This window comes from Halodesulfurarchaeum formicicum, from assembly GCF_001886955.1.
Classification (GTDB): Archaea; Halobacteriota; Halobacteria; order Halobacteriales; family Halobacteriaceae; genus Halodesulfurarchaeum; species Halodesulfurarchaeum formicicum.
Map to the genome: position 1 here is coordinate 1,246,301 of NZ_CP016804.1, position 16,932 is coordinate 1,263,232.

General features: G+C 64.3%; 17 protein-coding genes. 10 read left to right on the plus strand and 7 right to left on the minus strand.

All coding sequences use genetic code 11. The features are described from left to right. Positions 1 to 38: 38 nt before the first annotated feature. From HSR6_RS06485 to HSR6_RS06500, 4 genes are read left to right on the plus strand one after another with little or no spacing between them, the layout of a single operon-like run. Positions 39 to 713: a glycosyltransferase family 2 protein gene (locus HSR6_RS06485; RefSeq protein ID WP_071933156.1), complete on the plus strand. Its 675-nt coding sequence runs from the start codon at positions 39 to 41 to the stop codon at positions 711 to 713. Next, positions 682 to 1,071: a DUF2304 domain-containing protein gene (locus tag HSR6_RS06490; protein ID WP_233488532.1), complete on the plus strand. Its 390-nt coding sequence runs from the start codon at positions 682 to 684 to the stop codon at positions 1,069 to 1,071. Before HSR6_RS06485 ends, HSR6_RS06490 begins: the two co-directional genes overlap by 32 nt. After that, positions 1,064 to 1,936 carry a polysaccharide deacetylase family protein gene (locus tag HSR6_RS06495; RefSeq protein ID WP_070365097.1) on the plus strand — a complete coding sequence of 291 codons (873 nt, stop codon included), beginning with the start codon at positions 1,064 to 1,066 and terminating at the stop codon, positions 1,934 to 1,936. The genes HSR6_RS06490 and HSR6_RS06495 overlap by 8 nt, the downstream gene beginning before the upstream one ends. Then, positions 1,933 to 2,967, plus strand: a complete 1,035-nt coding sequence (locus HSR6_RS06500) for a lysylphosphatidylglycerol synthase transmembrane domain-containing protein (protein ID WP_070365098.1) — start codon at positions 1,933 to 1,935, stop codon at positions 2,965 to 2,967. The genes HSR6_RS06495 and HSR6_RS06500 overlap by 4 nt, the downstream gene beginning before the upstream one ends. Here HSR6_RS06500 and HSR6_RS06505 read toward each other — a convergent pair. The 3 genes from HSR6_RS06505 to HSR6_RS06515 form a co-directional block, all read right to left on the minus strand. Further along, the gene (locus HSR6_RS06505; protein ID WP_071933158.1) at positions 2,964 to 4,748 is read right to left on the minus strand and encodes an ArnT family glycosyltransferase; all 1,785 of its coding nucleotides are present in this window, start codon (positions 4,746 to 4,748) and stop codon (positions 2,964 to 2,966) included. The two genes, HSR6_RS06500 and HSR6_RS06505, sit on opposite strands and share 4 nt — an antisense overlap. A 38-nt stretch (positions 4,749 to 4,786) precedes the next feature. Continuing rightward, positions 4,787 to 6,244, minus strand: a complete 1,458-nt coding sequence (locus HSR6_RS06510; protein ID WP_070365940.1) for an MATE family efflux transporter — start codon at positions 6,242 to 6,244, stop codon at positions 4,787 to 4,789. 167 nt (positions 6,245 to 6,411) lie between these two features. After that, positions 6,412 to 7,275 (minus strand): universal stress protein, encoded by an 864-nt coding sequence (locus HSR6_RS06515; RefSeq protein WP_070365100.1) that lies wholly within the window; start codon positions 7,273 to 7,275, stop codon positions 6,412 to 6,414. A gap of 141 nt (positions 7,276 to 7,416) precedes the next feature. Between HSR6_RS06515 and HSR6_RS06520 the strand changes: the two genes are divergently transcribed. Genes HSR6_RS06520 through HSR6_RS06530 form a run of 3 tightly spaced genes read left to right on the plus strand, consistent with a single transcriptional unit; the run spans position 7,417 to position 9,884 of the window. After that, the gene (locus HSR6_RS06520; protein ID WP_071933159.1) at positions 7,417 to 7,842 is read left to right on the plus strand and encodes a DUF2267 domain-containing protein; all 426 of its coding nucleotides are present in this window, start codon (positions 7,417 to 7,419) and stop codon (positions 7,840 to 7,842) included. 30 nt (positions 7,843 to 7,872) lie between these two features. Further along, complete coding sequence (locus HSR6_RS06525) at positions 7,873 to 9,372, plus strand: SLC13 family permease (protein ID WP_071933160.1); 1,500 nt, start codon at positions 7,873 to 7,875, stop codon at positions 9,370 to 9,372. 44 nt (positions 9,373 to 9,416) lie between these two features. Next, positions 9,417 to 9,884 (plus strand): aminoacyl-tRNA deacylase, encoded by a 468-nt coding sequence (locus HSR6_RS06530; protein WP_071933161.1) that lies wholly within the window; start codon positions 9,417 to 9,419, stop codon positions 9,882 to 9,884. An 11-nt stretch (positions 9,885 to 9,895) separates the two neighbouring features. On the opposite strand, the gene HSR6_RS06535 is transcribed toward HSR6_RS06530, so the two are convergent. Further along, positions 9,896 to 10,270, minus strand: coding sequence for a hypothetical protein (locus tag HSR6_RS06535; protein WP_071933162.1), 375 nt, complete (start codon positions 10,268 to 10,270; stop codon positions 9,896 to 9,898). A gap of 108 nt (positions 10,271 to 10,378) precedes the next feature. On the opposite strand from HSR6_RS06535, the gene HSR6_RS06540 reads away from it, so the two are divergent. Then, complete coding sequence (locus HSR6_RS06540) at positions 10,379 to 11,068, plus strand: SOS response-associated peptidase (RefSeq protein ID WP_071933163.1); 690 nt, start codon at positions 10,379 to 10,381, stop codon at positions 11,066 to 11,068. A gap of 68 nt (positions 11,069 to 11,136) precedes the next feature. Then, complete coding sequence (locus HSR6_RS06545; RefSeq protein WP_070365105.1) at positions 11,137 to 13,014, plus strand: DHH family phosphoesterase; 1,878 nt, start codon at positions 11,137 to 11,139, stop codon at positions 13,012 to 13,014. On the opposite strand, the gene HSR6_RS06550 is transcribed toward HSR6_RS06545, so the two are convergent. After that, positions 13,011 to 14,552: a phospholipase D-like domain-containing protein gene (locus HSR6_RS06550; RefSeq protein WP_083426112.1), complete on the minus strand. Its 1,542-nt coding sequence runs from the start codon at positions 14,550 to 14,552 to the stop codon at positions 13,011 to 13,013. The two genes, HSR6_RS06545 and HSR6_RS06550, sit on opposite strands and share 4 nt — an antisense overlap. A 73-nt stretch (positions 14,553 to 14,625) precedes the next feature. Here HSR6_RS06550 and HSR6_RS06555 point away from each other — a divergent pair, with 73 nt between their 5' ends. After that, complete coding sequence (locus HSR6_RS06555; RefSeq protein WP_071933165.1) at positions 14,626 to 14,865, plus strand: hypothetical protein; 240 nt, start codon at positions 14,626 to 14,628, stop codon at positions 14,863 to 14,865. Here HSR6_RS06555 and HSR6_RS06560 read toward each other — a convergent pair. Together HSR6_RS06560 and HSR6_RS06565 are read right to left on the minus strand one after the other, a co-directional pair. Next, positions 14,862 to 16,211 carry a HEAT repeat domain-containing protein gene (locus HSR6_RS06560; RefSeq protein WP_070365108.1) on the minus strand — a complete coding sequence of 450 codons (1,350 nt, stop codon included), beginning with the start codon at positions 16,209 to 16,211 and terminating at the stop codon, positions 14,862 to 14,864. The two genes, HSR6_RS06555 and HSR6_RS06560, sit on opposite strands and share 4 nt — an antisense overlap. 23 nt (positions 16,212 to 16,234) lie before the next feature. Further along, positions 16,235 to 16,903, minus strand: a complete 669-nt coding sequence (locus HSR6_RS06565) for a protein sorting system archaetidylserine synthase (RefSeq protein WP_070365109.1) — start codon at positions 16,901 to 16,903, stop codon at positions 16,235 to 16,237. Positions 16,904 to 16,932 lie beyond the last annotated feature (29 nt).

Sequence of the window (16,932 nt, forward strand, 5' to 3'; positions counted from 1 at the left end):
CGGTACATTCAAGGGCTCGGCCAGCCGTCACCCAATTAGTGCGAACCGTCGCCGTCGTTCCTGCGTACAACGAGGCAGACACGGTTGGGTCCGTTATCGACGGGACCCGGGAGTACGTCGATGAAGTGGTCGTCGTCGACGACGGCTCGACGGACGAGACCAAGCAAGTCGCGCGGGAACACGGCGCACGGGTGCTCGAACACACGTTCAACACCGGTGTTGGCGGCGCGGTTCGAACCGGCTATCGCTACGCCATCGAGGCGGCGTACGACTTCGTCGTGCAGGTAGACGCCGACGGCCAACACGACCCGAGCCAGATTCCCAGGTTGCTCTCGGCCGCGACAGAGGCCGACATGGTGATCGGGAGCCGATACCTGAACGAGAGCCACGAGGAGTACTCCCTGGTTCGGACCCTCGGCATCCAGTTTTTCACGGGGCTGGTCAATACGCTGGGCGGCATCGAGATCACCGACGTCACGAGCGGGTTCCGGGTCTATCGCGTCTCGATGCTGGCCGAGATTCTTCATCACTCCGACAAGCACTGGGCGGTCGAACAGACCCTGGAGGCGGCAAAGCGGGGCTTTACCATCACGGAGGTCTCGACCGAGATCCCGACCCGCGAGACGGGCAACTCGCAGTTCACCCTGGACACCTTTGTCCTCTACCCGCTGCGAATGACCGATGTCGCCCTTCGTGTCCTTCTCTTCAGATAACATGGCCGAGTTCACCGTCGTCAATGCCATCGCCCTCGCGGTCGGCGTGATTTTTCTGGCCAACGGCTATCACATGGTCCGGCGGGGACGGGAGGACATGGTCCTTTTCGCCACGTCGGTGCTCGTGGGTGCGGGCCTGATCTTCGTCGCGCTCTTCCCGGACGCCTTCCAGTTCGTCGCGACGGTTCTGGGACTCGAACTCAAGGCTCGGGCCATTCTCGTGATGGCGAATCTGACGCTTTTCGTCCTGGTGACCTATCTGCTGAACCGGATCGGCAGCCTCTACGAGAAGGTCTCGCGGCTCAACGAGGAAGTGAGCCTGCTGCGAGCCGAACTCGAGGACCACCGGGATGAGTGAGACACCACAGGCAGTGCTCTCAGTCGACTTCGAGTTGTTCAGACACACGCCTGCCTACCGGACGGCGTCGGGGACAATGGCCGATGAGACCGTGGGCCTCGACGGTGTGGATTTCCTTCAGTCCGCCTTCGAAACCCACGACGTGTCCACGACCTGGTTCACCGTCTCGGAGCTAGCCGAAACCAACCCGACCGCAGTCGAATCGATCGCCAAGGGAGGTCACGAGATCGGTTCCCACACCAGGACCCACCGACTGTTGAGCGAACTCGACTCGGAAACGCGTCGCGAGGAGCTGCGCACTTCCCGGGAGACCCTCGAAGCCGTTAGTGACGCTCCAGTCACGGGCTTCCGGGCCCCCGCCTTCGACATCGCCCCCGGTCACTTCCAGGACCTGGCAGCGGCAGGCTACGAGTACGATTCGAGTGTCGTCGCGAGTCGATCGATCCCCGGCTGGTACGGCGGCGAGTTCGAACTGGTAGAGCCGGGCCCCGCGATTGCAGTCTGGGACTCAGCGCCGCCGGAGATCGCCGAGTTGCCAACGAGTGTCATGCCTGGACTCAGGCTCCCACTAACCGGGACCTGGCTCCGGTTTTTCGGCCCGCGGTACACGATTCTGGGCATGCGACTGCTCGCGCGACGCGGGGTTGTCCCCGTGCTCTATGTCCACCCGTGGGAGTTCGTCGACCTGCCATCGATCGAGGGTGTCCCGAAGCGAGTGTACTGGCACACCGGTGCGTGGATGCGCCGGGCGATCGAGCGGATCCTCGCGACCGATTTCGAGTTCGTGACGGCCCGTAAAGTGCTCCGCCAGACCGATCTCGATACAGCAGACCCCGACCAGGGGGCCAGCGAGGCGACGAAATGAGCCGTCGGAGCCCCCGCGAACTCGCGGTCACGGTGCTCCAGTACGGGATCGCCCTGCTGGCAGTCGGCTGGCTCCTCACCCAGATCGAAGTCGGCACGGTGATCGATCGGCTGGCCAGCCTGGACAAAAGGACGATAGCCATCCTGCTTCTGGTGAGCCTGGTCGGAGCCCTCGCCCAGTTCGAGACCTGGCGCGCAGTCCTCGGGGCGGTCACCCCGACGACCCGCAGGGCCGCTGCGAGCACGTCTCTGGTGGTCAACTTCGTCAATCAGCTTCTCCCGTCCCGGCTCTCGGGGCGGCTGGCCGCCCCATTCGTCGTGCGGAGCTACACGGGACTCAGCTACGCCGACGCAGCCGCAGTGACGGGAGTTCACACGGGAATCTACGCCGTGCTTTACGGCACGATTTCGGTCCTGGGCCTGGTGGCGATCGCGACGCTCGAATCGGTCTCCATCGGGCTCCTGGGACTGCTCGCCGCCTCGACCGGGTTGTACCTCTTCGCGGGGACGACGGTCCTACTCGCCGGGACGAACCTCCGATATCTGGACCCGATCGTGCGGGGACTGGCCAGCGTGGCGTCCCTGCTCCCGGCTATCGGCGACAGACTCGCGGCCCGGATCGATGGACTCACCGACATGACCGAGGCGTCGACGGCGGCGTTCCGAACCCTCGCGACCGATCGCGGCGTTTGGCTGCAGTATGGCCTGAGCTGGGCGATCGTGCTCGTCGTGGCCCCGGCAATCAGAGTCGGGGTGTTGCTGGCCGCCTTCGGCGTGCCTTTCGAGCCGCTCATTTTGCTTCCCTTCTATCTCGTCACGGCCTACAGCGTGACCCTGCTACCACTCACGCCGGGCGGCGTCGGGGTCACGGAAGCCACGGCGACGGCAGTCTTTGTCTCCCTGGGCGTTCCTGGGAGTGCCATCGTCCCCATCGTGTTCATCGACCGGGTCTTCGGGATCTATTTGCCAGCGGTGCTGGGCTGGATTCCGGCGGCGCGCCTGGATCTCGCCACGCTTTCGGTCGAGGACTAGAATGGCTGCTCCCGTGACTCGTCACACTCACCAGTCTGCTCAAGGATGAGGGTGTACTGGTTCGGTCGAAGCTCCTGTTCGTCCGCGTACTGATCGGTCTGCGGGATGACTCCCAGTCGAAGGAGTTCGTGATAGGCCCCCGGAGTCGGCCGATCGGGGACGAAGTTCGGTGGGCGCGGGCCGAACTCGGCGACGATCTCGTAGCCGTACTCCTCGGAGACCAGCGAGCGGACGTATGACGCCCTGACGATTCCGTTCCGGTAGTAGGTGTCCTCGGCCAGATAGAGCAGATCACGATACCCGAGTTGGATATACGTGGGGCAGGGATCGAGTGTGTCACCCGAATCGCTCGCGCCGTAGGCGTGCTGCACAGTCATCGAGTGAGGGACCGCGGTGTCCTGGAGGTGACGTCGGTAGACCTCCAGCACAGCGTCCTCGTCAGCTTCCGTTTCGAGCCACGACACCGCGTTGTCCCGGGGCACGTCGGCGTAACCAGCCACGCCGACCCCCGCATAGAGGCCAGACGTGATCAGCAGGACCGCGAGGAGGGGGCCCGCGAGGGAGGGCCGACGATCCCAGAAGCGGGTCACCGTCCAGCCGAGCAAAATCGCGGCGAGGGGAATGGTCGGGAGCAAATGGTGGACCCGGAAATCGTGCCACCCCGAGAAGAGCAGCAGATAGCCAAATAGCGCGGTGAACACGAGTACTGCGGCCGGAGCGGACGCGGGTTTGTCTCGGAGATGCCAGAGGCTTGCCGCGACGCCGGTCACCGAGCCGACGAAAAGCGGGAGCCCCAGCGCGCTGAGGTACCCTCGCAGGAACCACCAGAGGATGGGGGCATCCGGTCCAGTCGGGTGACTGGCCCGCGAGAGTGAGCCACCGACGATCCGTTCGACGACCAGGTCCAGTCTCCCCACGACCGCCGTGGGGAAGCTGACGAGAATGAAGAGCAGTCCCAGGAGCGCCCCGGCCAGAACCAGTCGGGGCTGAAGTCTCGCCACTCCCGATCGTCCGCTCCGGTGGACTCGGAGCAAGTGGGCCACCGCAATCACGACGATCACGGGCGCAGCCGTGAGTTTGAAGCCAATCGCCAGTCCACCCGTCACACTCGCGGCGAGGAACTGCTGGGTGTCACCCTGGCGAACGTAGCGCCCAAGAAGCAGGATCGAGAGCAGCACCAGAAAGGTCGCGGGCATGTCCTCGCCGCCCTCGTGAGCGATGGTGAGAAAGCCAAAGGAAAGAGTCAGAAACAGGCTGGCGAGTCGCCCGGCCGGACGGGCGGCGAGTTCGACGCCGATCCGATAGGTGAGATAGACGCTGCCCACCGCGAAGACGACGTTCGCGAGCCGCACGAGTGCAATTGACAGGGTCCAGATCCACTTGGGCGTGGTGTGCCAGGCCTCGTAGAAGCCAAAGTCCCAGGCCGGAGAGGCGAGGGCGGCAATAGCATCACCCTGGCCGGCGAACAGCGCGATCACGACGACCGGTAGCAGGAGGAATCCGTAGAGGAACGTCGTCGCCCCGAATGGGGTCCGCCCCCAGACTACGCCCGATCGGAGCGACTCCCAGCTCGGGTCCTCGATGACCGAACCGTAGGGGACCAGCGCGTCGAGAATGCGGCTGAACTCATCGCGGGTCGCGAAGTTCGGAATGCGATGCCAGAAGAAAAATCCGGTCAAAACGACTGCGAGCAGCAGAATGTAGCGGAGGAAGCGGTCAGTCCGGAGGTCGGCCACGAACTGTGACCAGCCGGCCCGAAGCAGAGCCCGAAGTGTCGCCATTGTGCGTTTTGAGAACGGTGGAATCAAAAGGATGACTATCAGTCATCCAGGGGCTCGGGAGTCGGTTCGGACTCGACCACGTTCTCGGTCCAGGTCCCACGCAGGAAGTAAAGGGAGGCTGCGACCATCGAGAGCACGTTCGAGAGCGCGATGGCATACCAGACCCCAGTCGCGCCCATGCCGGCCCAGACGAGCAGGGCGTAGGCCGGCGGAAGGCGGAACACCCACAAGGAGAGGATGGCAAAGAGCATCGCCAGCCGGGTAGAACCACTCCCTCGGAAGGCCCCCTGAACGACCTGGAAGACCCCGATGAACAGGAAAGTCGGCCCGATAATCCGGAGATAGTCCGCCCCGATAGCGATGACGTCCGGTTCGCCAGGGATGAATGCGGCAGTGATCGGTTCCGCAAAAACGTACGCGAGGACACTCAAGAGGGCCAGCACCCCGACGACGATCCCGCTACTGTACCCGACGGCTTGCTTCGCCCGGTCGACCTGTTCGTTGCCGAGGTTCTGTCCGACCACAGTCTCGGTCCCGCGAGCCAGCCCGAGGGCCGGCAGGAAGACAAGGGAGTTCAGTCGGTTGCCGATACCGAGGGCAGCCACGGCGTCGTCGCCCGCGAGGGCCACAAGCGCGGTCAAAACGGTGACCCCGAGAGCCCGGGTGGACTGTTCGACACTCGAGGGGGCGCCCAGCCGGATGATTCGGCGAACCATCTCACGTTCCAGTATTAGATCAGAAAGCGAGAGGTGGATGCCAACCCGCCCGGAGAACAACCAGGCCATGCCGAAAATGGCCCCGACACCCCGAGAGAAGACCGTGGCGATGGCTGCTCCTTGCACGCCGAATCCGGTGAACCCAGTCACGCCGTACAGCCACGCCTGCAGACCCTCAAGGCCGAGCCAGGCCAGGAGAACGTTCTCCTCGAATCCCAGGATCAGGAACGGGTCCAGCAAGACGTTCAGGGCGACACCGAAGGCCATCAAGTAGAGAGGCGTACGGGTGTCCCCCCAGCCACGGAGCAGCGCCTGGAAGATGAAGAAGCCGAACATGAAGACCACGCCAAGGAAGATCGTCCGCGTGTACTCGACGGCGAGTAGATACTCGGTCGATCCCGGCCTCGCCCCCACCAGATCCACGAGCCACGGCGTGAGGGCAAACCCCACGATGGAGAAGAACGCGGCAACCACGACCACGAAGGCGATCGTCTGCCCGGCCGCGTAATCCACCAGTTCGGACTTGCCAGCGCCCTTGTACTGGGCAACGAGCACCGTGCCAGCTACCGTGAATCCCCCGGCAACGGAGATCATCAGAAAGACCAGCGGCCAGGAGTACGAGAGCGCCGAGACGGCTTCCTGTCCGACCCGGCCCACCCAGAAGGTATCGGCCAGGTTGTAGCCGACCTGGAGCATCTGGGAGAGCACGATCGGGAGCGAGAGGACGACCAGGGGCTTCAGCAAAGCCCCGTCGGTGACGTTGACCTCGCGGTTGCTCACGATCCTCGCCCCGTATCCATCACACCGGGTTCTCCGCACCGATTCGACCACACGATGGCACCAAAAGCAGCAAATGAGGAGGAGTCGAGAAGCGGTCCGGACACCGTCTGCATCGTGGTATTGAATGACCGTTCAGTCTCTATAAGGGCTTCGTCCCGCGCCCGCGATCACTCGCCACTAACGGTGATGACCGGCACTGGAGCCGTGCGAACGGTCCGCTCGGCCACGCTCCCCAGTAGAATCCGATCGGTGCCACGCCGGCCAGTCGTCCCCATAACCACGGCGTGGATCCCGAGTTCGTCGATCGTCTCCCGAATGGCCTCGACTGGATCCCCACGCTCGATGTGGGTCGCTGGTTCCGCGACGCCCATGGATTCAGCGACGTCGAGGACGGTTTCGACGGCTTCGGAAGCGGCCTCCTCGCCCACCACTTCGTCCGCAAGGAGACTCCGTTCGGGCCCATCCTCCGGTGTGACGGCGAGTACGTGAACGTCGGCGTCGATTAACCCCGCCAGAGACAGTCCATGTCGGGCCGCCCGACGGGCAGGCTCGCTCCCGTCCGTTGGCAGTAGAATCCGTTCGTACGGGAATGTCAGCGTCTCCTCGTCGGGTCGCATCCGGGCGGTGAGCACTGGTACCGAAGCGAGTCTGAGGACCTTCTCCGAGACACTCCCGAGCATGTATCGCGACAGGCCAGTCCGTCCGTGGGTGGGCTGAACGATCAGATCGTAGCCGTACTCCTCTGCGTACGCCGCGATCGTCGGAGCCGGATTGCCCTGCACCACGTCGGTCTCGTAAGGCGTGGCGAGCGTGTCGAGCACCTGTGCCGCCTCCTCGACGACCTCCCTGCCTTTCCCCACGAGTGTATCGACAGTTTGGTTGCCAACACGGGTGATGCTGTAGCGAGTCGTATCCGCAACGTAGAGCACCCGAATCGTGGCGTCGAACCGGTGGGCAATCTCACTCGCGTGGTGAAGAATCGCGGCTGCCCCGTCGCTACCGTCGAAGGGCAAGAGGATGTCGTCGTACATGCGTGGGCTAATCAGACGGCAGGTTTCCCCAAATAGGTTGTTGCCGGGAAAATACCGGAATCGAACCCACCGCAGGCCTGGTTTTCACCGGCTGGGAACGGTCATGCGAGTATTTGTTGGACCGCTATCAAATACATACTGATGCAGTTCGACGAATTCACCGGAACGGTCCAGCACCGCCTGTCCTTTCCAGGCACCGGCGAGACGCTTCGGGCCATCAGAGCGACACTCATGACCCTCGGGGAACGGATTCCCGAGGGCAATGCAGCGGACCTGGCCGCCTCGCTCCCGATGGAGATCAAGTGGTACATGACTGGCGCAGTTACCGAGCATGGGCAGCGATTCGACTGGCCGGAGTTTCTCACCCGTGTTAGCGAAATCGAGAACGCGGACCGGGCGGACGCTGCCTACCACGCCCGCGTCATCATCGATCTGGTGCACGAGGAGGTTCCGGCCTCGGATTTCCGGCAACTCCGGGATGCGCTGCCCGAAAGCGAGTCCGACGAGGGGTGGGGGTCGCTCTTCGAGATCGTCGACAGTGGTGGGTACAGTGGCGGCGAGGAGTAAGCCAACTCCTGATCCACGTCCTCTGGCCCGATGAGCGAAACCACCTCGTACAACCGCCGGCAGCAGATCGGCCTGGGACTTGGCCCGGTCCTGTTCGTCCTGACCTCCCTTTTTGTCACCCCGGCTGGCCTCCAGCCCGCAGCAAACGCGGTCCTGGCGAGCACACTCTGGATCGCAACGTGGTGGGTGACGGAGGCGGCCCCCATTCCGGTCACCAGCCTGCTTCCCATCGTCCTCTTTCCGGTTCTTGGCGTCACAAGCGTCGAGGGGGCAACGGCTCCGTACGCCAACCCAATCGTGTTTCTCTTTCTGGGCGGGTTTCTGGTCGCGCTCGCGATCGAACGTTGGGGACTCCATCGCCGAATCGCCCTGGGATTGCTCGTCCGTTTTGGGACCGACTCCCGACGGCTGATTCTGGGATTCATGCTCATCACCGCCTTCCTCTCGATGTGGCTTTCGAACACCGCCACCGCAATGATGATGGTCCCCATCGGGATGGGCGTGGTGGCCCAGCGACAGGCCCTTCGAGAGCCAACACAAGCAAACCCGTTAGCGGGTCGGACGGCTGACGTTCTGGATGCCGGCTCGGTCGAGCAGTCGAACTTCGGGACGGCCCTGTTGCTCGGGATCGCCTATGCGGCCTCGATCGGCGGGGTCGCGACCCTCATCGGTACCCCGCCCAATGCCATTCTAGCTGGTGTCGCCCGCGCGCAACTCGGAATCCAGATCGGGTTCGTCGAGTGGATGCAGTTCGGACTCCCGCTGGCGGTTGGTGTTCTGCTCGTCACCTGGGTCCTGCTCCTTCGCCTGGTCCCACCCGAAGAGACGGTTCTCCCGACGGGGCACGAGCAGATCCGATCCGAACTAAAAGCCCTTGGCCCGATGGGCACCGGCGAACGGCGAGTCGTGGCAGTCTTCCTGTTTCTCGTCCTCGGATGGTTGCTCCGACCGTTCGTCCTTGAGCCACTCATCCCAGGGCTCACCGACACGGTAATCGCCGTGGTCGCCGGCATACTGGTCTTTTTGGTCCCGGTCGATCTCCGTCGCGGCGAGTTTCTCCTTCGGTGGCAGGACACGACGCGAGTTCCCTGGGGCGTGTTGGTCCTTTTCGGAGCCGGGTTCTCGATCGCGAACGCGTTCCAGGTGAGTGGGCTCTCAGCCTGGATCGCCGGCCACTTCGTCGGCCTCCGGGGCGTGGAGTTCATCTGGGTCCTCCTCGCGATTGCCACGCTCGTCGTCTTCCTCTCGGAAATCGCGTCGAACAGCGCCATTGCCTCGCTTTTCATCCCGATCATGGCCGGTCTCGGTGCTGCACTGCTGGTCTCCCCGCTCGCACTCATGGCAACAGTGGCCGTGGCCGCCTCCTTCGCGTTCATGCTCCCAGTAGCGACCCCACCGAACGCCATCGTCTTCGGAAGTGGCTATCTCACGATTCCGGACATGGCCCGGGTCGGCTTCTGGCTCAACCTCGTCGGGATCGCCTTTCTCACGGTCGCAAGTTCACTCTGGCTCCCAGTCGTGTGGGGCTGAACCTCCTCGAAACCTATTCCTGCACCGAGCAATCCTCCACAGACATGGACGAACCCACTGCACGATTCCGTCGGCGCGCCCGCGAAACGCTGGGAACGACCCCTGAAGTGCGCGATCTACCGGCCGGCACGCACAGTGCCGCCGACGCTGCAGCGGCACTCGACTGCTCGACCGAGGCCATCGTCAAGAGCATCGTCTTTCTCGCGGACGACGAGCCGGTTCTCGTCTACACCGCCGGCCATCACGAGGTTGCGGAATCCGCCCTGGCCGCGGAACTCGATGCCGAAGGGGTCGAGCTGGCCGACCCAGAGACGGTAGAAGAAGTTAGTGGCTGGCCGATTGGTGGCGTCCCACCAGTGGGCCACGAGGTCGATCGCACGCTCATCGACCCTGCGCTCCAGCAGTTCGAGACGATCTGGGGCGGGGCTGGGACCCCGGAAACGGTCGCTGCCGTGGATCCTGCTGACCTGGTGACCGTCATCGGGGCTGACCCCGCCGACATCTTCGAGTGAATCGAGATGGGCTACCGGGTAGACCCTGTCCGGAGCAAAATAGCCGTTAGCAACACCCCGAATACCCCACCACCCACGGCTCCAGCTCCACCGGCAATTGCCATCGACGAGTCAAGCATCCATCCCGTGAGCACGCCGAGAACGCTGCCGACGAGGAAACTGAGCGCCAGGGTGAACGCGACGACGGCATGCCGCCAGTTCGCCCGATTCATAACCCCTGTCGCATAGCGTCCAGCCATCGCGCCGACCAGGAGCCCACCGGCCGCCCCGAAGCCTGCGACGAGTGCGAACGCCTCCTGGCCGGAAAGTGTCGCGACGGTCCCACCGACGCCGGCTCCGATTACCAACCCCCCGCCGGCGGCAGACTGTTCGAGTGTTTCGACCATGCAGATTGTTGGTGCTCCAACATTATTAGCTTGGTACCCGTTCGAGCGGGCCTCACAGTACTGGAACCTGACGAAACGCCTACCCGCATTGCCGCCGAAGGCGAGACCATGTGCGGGCGCACCTCGCTTTTCGCGGCCCAATCCACGATCGAGCGACGGTTCGACGCCGAGTTCGCGGCCCCGTACGAGGAGCGGTACAACATCTCTCCGGAGCAGGACCTCCACGTGATCCACGACGCGACGCCGGCAACGATCACCAGCGACGAATGGGGATTCGTCCCGACCTGGGCCGAGTCTCCAGAAACGGGACCACGGCCGATCAACGCTCGCGCCGAGACAGTGTCGGAAAACCGGCTCTTTCGGGATGCCTTCGAAAGTCGGCGAGCACTCGTCATTGCCGATGGCTACTACGAGTGGGCCGGCGATCGAGGGGGCAAGCAGCCGTATCGAATCACCCGCCCCGAGGACGAACTCTTCGCGATGGCCGGACTCTGGAGCCGATGGGAGGGGAACGACCAGCCGCTCTCGACGGTCACGATCCTCACGACCGAGGCGACGGCCCACCTGGAATCGATTCACGACCGAATGCCGGTCGTCCTGGATCGGTCGGCTGAGCGGCCCTGGCTCGATGGCGATCTCGAAACGGCCCAGGGCCTGCTCGAAACGGCGGAGCCGACGTTACAAGCCCAGGAAATCTCGACGCTCGTGAACGACCCGTCGAACGATTCGCCTGCCGTCGTCGAACCAGTCGGGGGCGAGACGGGACAGACCGACCTCGGGAACTACGGCGCGGACTGACTGACGAGTGAAACGCTGTGGCCCCTCGTTCGTAAGCGGTAAACGCGCCCTCGACCAATCGATGTCCAATGAGTGAATCGTCATCCCAGTCGGATGGCACCCCCATCGTCTATGACCTCGATCCGGAGTGTACGCGCTCGGATCTCGAAGCAGGACAGTACTACCGCGGAACCGTCAACGGCGTGGTCGAGTACGGCGTCTTCGTCGACGTCTCCGAGTCCGTCTCCGGGTTGATCCACGAGTCGAGTCTCGAGACGGAGTATGCCGTCGGGGACGACGTGATCGTGCAACTCGCCGAGATCAAGGCCGACGGTGACGTCTCCTTCGAGCCGGCGGCCCTCGATAGCTACGACCTGGTGGAGAAACGCCCGTCCTACGATCGAAGTGTCGTCTCGACGCTTGCAGATTCGAACGGCGACACCGTCCATCTAGAAGGGGCCGTGGTCCAGATCAAACAGACCCGGGGCCCCACGGTCTTCCAGGTCAGAGACGAGACCGGAATCGTCCCGTGCACGGCCTACGAGGGGGCCGGTGTCAGGTCCCACCCCGAAGTCGAAGTGGGTGACCTCGTGCACGTCGCCGGGACGGTCGGTTCCCGAAACGGTGGCGTGCAGGTCGAAGTGGATCGACTCGACGTACTCGATGGCGACCAAGAGCAGTCGGTCGGCGCGCGACTGGAGGCCGCGAGTGCGAGCCAGTCCGATCCCATCGAGGTCGAGCCCACGATCGACTGGCCGGCCCTGGACGAGATGCGGTCCGACCTCGCAGACATCGCCAGACAGCTCCGGCGGGCGGTCCTCGAAGGCCGGCCGATTCGGATTCGCCATCACGCCGACGGCGACGGCATGTGTGCGGCCGCGCCGGTCGAGATCGCACTCGAACGGCTGATCGAAGACGTCCACGAGGACACCGAGGCCCCACGCCATCTCCTCAAGCGCCTGCCCTCGAAAGCGCCGTACTACGAGATGGAAGACGCTACGCGGGACCTCAACTACTCGCTTGGCGACCGGGCACGCCACGGTCAGAAACTCCCCGTCCTCCTGATGATCGACAACGGGAGCACCGCGGAGGATACCCCGGCCTACCGCACGCTCGACTCCTATGACATCCCGGTCATCGTCATCGACCACCACCATCCCGATCCGGAGGCGGTCGATCCCTACGTCGACACACACGTGAACCCGTACCTCTACGGCGAGGATTACCGGATCACCTCGGGCATGCTCAGCGTCGAACTCGCCCGCATGCTCCATCCCTCGCTCGGCGACGAACTCGATCACGTCCCCGCAATTGCGGGGCTCGCGGACCGCTCGAAGGCCGACGCCATGTCGGACTATCTGGAACTGGCCGCCGAGGCGGGCTACGACGAGTCCCACCTGGACGACATCGTCGCGGCCCTGGATTATGCGGCCTACGTGCTCCGGTACGACGCCGGTCGCGGATTCGTGACCGACCTCCTGGGAATCGACGACGAACAGCGCCACCGGGAGTTGATCGACCTGCTCGCGGACCGAGCCCGGCAGGACACTGATCGGCAACTCGAGGCGAACACCGACCACGTCGAACACGAGCGACTCGCCAACGGGGCACACCTCTATCGACTCGACCTCGATGAGTTCGCCCACCGGTTCACGTATCCCCCGCCGGGAAAGACGACTGGCGAGCTCCACGATCGCAAGGTCGAGGCCACCGGCGAACCCGTGATCACAGTGGGCTACGGGCCCGACTTCGCGGTGCTCCGAAGCGACGGGGTGCGACTCGACATCCCGGAGATGGTGACGGATCTCAACGACGAACTGCCTGGGGCGGGTGTCAGTGGTGGCGGCCACCTCGTCGTCGGGAGCATCCGATTCGTCCCGGGGATGCGCGAGGCCGTCATCGACTCCCTGATCGAGAAGATGGCCGACGCGGAACTGGACGAGGCGCTCAGTAGCTCCTCGACCTAATTCTCGAAGTCGGCGAACGACCTGGCCGCGGCCACTCCAAGGAGCAGGATGACACTGGCCCCGAGCAGTACACCCCAGGGCAGCCGCCAGGCTGCACCTCGCCAGTCCGCTCGAAACACGCGCTCGAAGTAGGTGCCAGCCTTCGAGTCGTCGATTCGGACCGCGACTTCCCGATTCTCCCGGAGCGCGTTGGGGTTCCAGTTCAGACTGCCAAGCAGCACCGACTCACCGTCGACGATCACGCTTTTGGCGTGGACGTGTTCGTAGCGGCTCCGGGGTTCTGCCAGCCGGACCGTCAGTGGGAGGTCCTCCCGTTCGGCGCGATCCCGCAGTGACCGCGCCAGCGCCCGATTCTCCGACTCGGCGTACCAGGCCCCGGAGAGTAGAATGTGGACGGTCACGCCACGCCGCGCCGCAGCGACGGACTCGTTCAGAAGCGGGGTCGACGGGTCGATCGACACCTGCTGAATCCGAATCGATTCGGTCGCATTGGCAAGCATTCCACGGACGGCTCCCGCCGCGTTGTCCGGCGCCGTGAGAACGGTCACTTGTTCGGCCTGGCTCGACTGCGCGGGAAAACGGGTCGGGTACCTTGTCGTGTCCATCCCACCCTCGACCGGCTCCGACGGTCGACTCGCCGTCCAGGAGCGCGTGTCGATGAAGTCCGTGTCGGCTCGAAAGATGCGAGCCAGATCGGCAGCGACCTTCGGATCGTGCATGACGGCTGCCCACCCTCTGGAGCCGTTGCCGCCGGTTCCGCCCGGCTTCCAGTTCTCCGAAGTCACGACCGCCCGGTCGTCGACGACGGCGTATTTCGCGTGATGAAATCGATAGCGCGCCCGGTCGGTGCCCATTACGGCAATCGGAACACCAGCAGCACGCAGGCGATCGAGCTGGGTCACCTGGGGTCGAGGTATGCCACCGACCGGGCCGCCCTCGATGAGCACCCTGACGGTCACGTTCCGCTGGTGAGCGTTAATTAAGGCATCCGTGACCGACGGATCCGTGAACGTGTAGCCGGCAAGGAGGATTCGGTCATCTGCAGACTCGATTGCCCGAGTCAGTGGCGTCGGATCGTCCGGCAGGACCGTCGTTTTAATCGAGACGTTCCGGGTCGTCATCGGCCGGAAATTCGAACGGGCGATCGGTTCGAACCGGCCGTTCCGGTAGAGTTCCCCCTCGGGAGCGCGGGGATAGGAGAGATTGCTCGCCGAAGTGCCATCCCGAAGCGCAACCCACTCGCCGCCGTTCGAGAGCGAGAGAAAGGATTTGGTCTCGTGGATCGGCAAGTCGGTCAGGTTCGACGCCGGGCCTGGATCGGCGGTCACGACGACCCGCCCGCTCGCCTCGATTCCCGAGAGGTCGATTGTGTCCTCGCCATCGGTCAGTTCCAGCCCCTGAGGGGAGGTGTTCTCCGGAACCGAGAGGATCACGAACTCACCACGATCGCCGTCGGTCGTCGGGTTCGGGTACACCCCATCGATCGTGACGGGGCCAGCCGTCGCCAGTAACGTGATCACGAGTAGTTCCTCCAGCACGCGACCGATTGGTTCGACTCTCGGGGAAAAACGTTCGGATGGCTTTATCTGGATGGGGCGGCCCCGCTACGGTATGACCATTGCCACACAGCTTTACCTCGCGGGGTCGGCCCTCGGGGTCGTCGGAGCCATGTTGCTGTTCGTGGAGTTCTTCCAGCTACCCAGTTACGTTCGGTTCGACCGGGACTTCGAGAGCTACAGCGTCGAGATCTCGCCGAACGACGCGGACGAGTACACTTTCTTCGGTCGGGCCGGCGCCATCCTTATCGCGATCGCGTTCGCGCTTCAGCTAACGGGTACCTTCCTGGCCTAGGCCGCAGCCTCGTCCGAGTCCTCCTCGGCTGCTGCCTGTTCGGCGTCGTCGGGATCCTCCGAATCGTCCTCGTCCTCTAGACCGAGTGCATCGGCCGCTTTGGCTGCCTCTGCCTCGATTAGGTACGAACTGGCGTCGGCGTACTCAGCAGCAGCCGAGAGCGCATCTTCGGTCCCGATCTGGCAGAGTGCCCAGGCGGCACTCGCACGGACCGAGTTCTCCTCGTCCACATCCCCGAGCACGTCCGCGAGCGGGTCGATGGCCCGGGTGTCTCCGATCATGCCCAGCGCGCGGGTCGCCGCGGTCCGCACGCGCTCGCTGTCCGCGACCAGCTGGTCGGCGACGGTTCCCGTCGTGGACTCGTCCCCGATGGCACCGAGGGCCGTGATCGCTCGGGCCTGCAACTCCGGTGTCCGGCCGGATTCGGCGTGGCCCTCCACGGCACTCACGCCGGACTCGGCCCCGATCTTGCCGATGGCGTCGATCGCGTTGAGGTTCCGGCGGTTCGCCAGGTCAGTGAGTGCGTCCACACCCGCCTCATCGCCCATGTACTCCAGGGCTTCGATGCAGTGACGGGTGATGTAGTCCGTATCGCCCATCAGATCGAGCAGGAGCACGACCATCTCGACGTTGCCACGCTGCTGCCAGGTTTTGAGTGCCGACCACTCCGGCGGGAAGTCCTTGTGCTTGGCCCCTTCCAGCGGCTCGTAGAAGCCCTCACGGTCCAGGCGCTCCCGAATCTCCAGATCCGTCCACGCCGTCGCCGAATCGACGGCCGAGGCCAGGGTATCGGTGGCATCGAGCAGCGAGGCGATCGTCTCGGCGTCCTCGTCGGCGTCGTACTCGGCCTCTGCAACCGCATCCGCGACCGTTCCGAGCGTCACCGACAACTCTTCCGGGTCCGGAACGGCCTTGCCGAAGTCCGCATCGAGGATCTCCGCGGTGGTATCCAAAAAGTCCTGGACGCCCGGGACGAGTTCGTTCTCGCCCTCCTCGGCCCATCGGGTGTCCGTGATGGTACTCTGAACATCCTCGATGGCCTCAATGACGTCCTCGCCGTACGGACCGCGTTTGTCCGCGACGGCGTCTTCCAGGTCCGAGAGCTCGTCTTCGAGTTCCTCGGTCGGATCGGTTGGCTCCTCGTCCTCGTCTTCGGGTTCGGGAACCGGGATGTCCGCGTCCTCCAGGTCCGCCCCGATCGCTTCGAGGGTCGCTTCGACCTCGTCCAGGTCGGCCTCCGTCTCGGCCGCCTCGACGGCCTGTGATGCCGACTCGAGTCGTTCTTCGAACTCCGTTACGATGGAATCGGCCTCCGTCTCCGCTGGCTCTTCGTCCCCGTCACTCATATTCCCGACTTCCGGGAGAATTCCTATGAGCGTTTCCCTTCCGCTCCGTCATAGAACCATGGGCCGAGCAACAGATAGGCCAGCGCCCAGGCGAGCAGGCCGCGCGGGAAAATCGAATGAAGGGTCATCGGGGCGAGAATCGCCGCCGTCTGGATCCCGCCCATCACGACGGCGTCGCGAACCCGCAGATCGGGGTAGGTCATCTCGCCGAGCATCAACAGGGCGAACACGAAAAGCCCCGACAGCAATCCGACAGTAGGCACCCCAGAGAGGAGGCCCGCCGCCAGGATGGTCGCCGCGAGAGTCGTCTGCACCCCGTGTGTGTAGGCCTGGTTGGTGTCGTAGGCGGTGTACAGAGCGAGCCGAAGCACGGCCGCCCCGACGAAAATCGCCCCGAATGCGATCCCAACGCCGACCTGCTGTGCGCCACCGAGCGTGGCGATCACCATCGCTGCGGGGGCGACACCGAACGAGGCCACGTCCGCGAGCGAATCGAGAAACTCCCCGACTTCGGAGCCGCCCCACCGCCTGGCCACGATCCCATCGAGTGCGTCGGCGATGCCGGCGAGGAGGATCAACCGAGCAGCGATGGCCGGGTCAACGGGAGCCAGGGCAACGGCCACGAAACCGATCGCCGCGTTCGCGGCGGTAATGAGGTCTGCCGGGCCGAGTGCACGCAGGGCTCGCCGCATCTATGCGTTCTCGGGAGAGAAGGGACTTA

Coding starts and splice junctions, on each gene's coding strand:
- HSR6_RS06490 (WP_233488532.1), top strand. CDS start 682: ATGTCGCCCTTCGTGTCCTTCTCTTCAGATAACATGGCCGAGTTCACC.
- HSR6_RS06495 (WP_070365097.1), top strand. CDS start 1,064: ATGAGTGAGACACCACAGGCAGTGCTCTCAGTCGACTTCGAGTTGTTC.
- HSR6_RS06500 (WP_070365098.1), top strand. CDS start 1,933: ATGAGCCGTCGGAGCCCCCGCGAACTCGCGGTCACGGTGCTCCAGTAC.
- HSR6_RS06505 (WP_071933158.1), bottom strand. CDS start 4,748: ATGGCGACACTTCGGGCTCTGCTTCGGGCCGGCTGGTCACAGTTCGTG.
- HSR6_RS06515 (WP_070365100.1), bottom strand. CDS start 7,275: ATGTACGACGACATCCTCTTGCCCTTCGACGGTAGCGACGGGGCAGCC.
- HSR6_RS06520 (WP_071933159.1), top strand. CDS start 7,417: ATGCAGTTCGACGAATTCACCGGAACGGTCCAGCACCGCCTGTCCTTT.
- HSR6_RS06525 (WP_071933160.1), top strand. CDS start 7,873: ATGAGCGAAACCACCTCGTACAACCGCCGGCAGCAGATCGGCCTGGGA.
- HSR6_RS06530 (WP_071933161.1), top strand. CDS start 9,417: ATGGACGAACCCACTGCACGATTCCGTCGGCGCGCCCGCGAAACGCTG.
- HSR6_RS06535 (WP_071933162.1), bottom strand. CDS start 10,270: ATGGTCGAAACACTCGAACAGTCTGCCGCCGGCGGGGGGTTGGTAATC.
- HSR6_RS06540 (WP_071933163.1), top strand. CDS start 10,379: ATGTGCGGGCGCACCTCGCTTTTCGCGGCCCAATCCACGATCGAGCGA.
- HSR6_RS06545 (WP_070365105.1), top strand. CDS start 11,137: ATGAGTGAATCGTCATCCCAGTCGGATGGCACCCCCATCGTCTATGAC.
- HSR6_RS06555 (WP_071933165.1), top strand. CDS start 14,626: ATGACCATTGCCACACAGCTTTACCTCGCGGGGTCGGCCCTCGGGGTC.
- HSR6_RS06560 (WP_070365108.1), bottom strand. CDS start 16,211: ATGAGTGACGGGGACGAAGAGCCAGCGGAGACGGAGGCCGATTCCATC.
- HSR6_RS06565 (WP_070365109.1), bottom strand. CDS start 16,903: ATGCGGCGAGCCCTGCGTGCACTCGGCCCGGCAGACCTCATTACCGCC.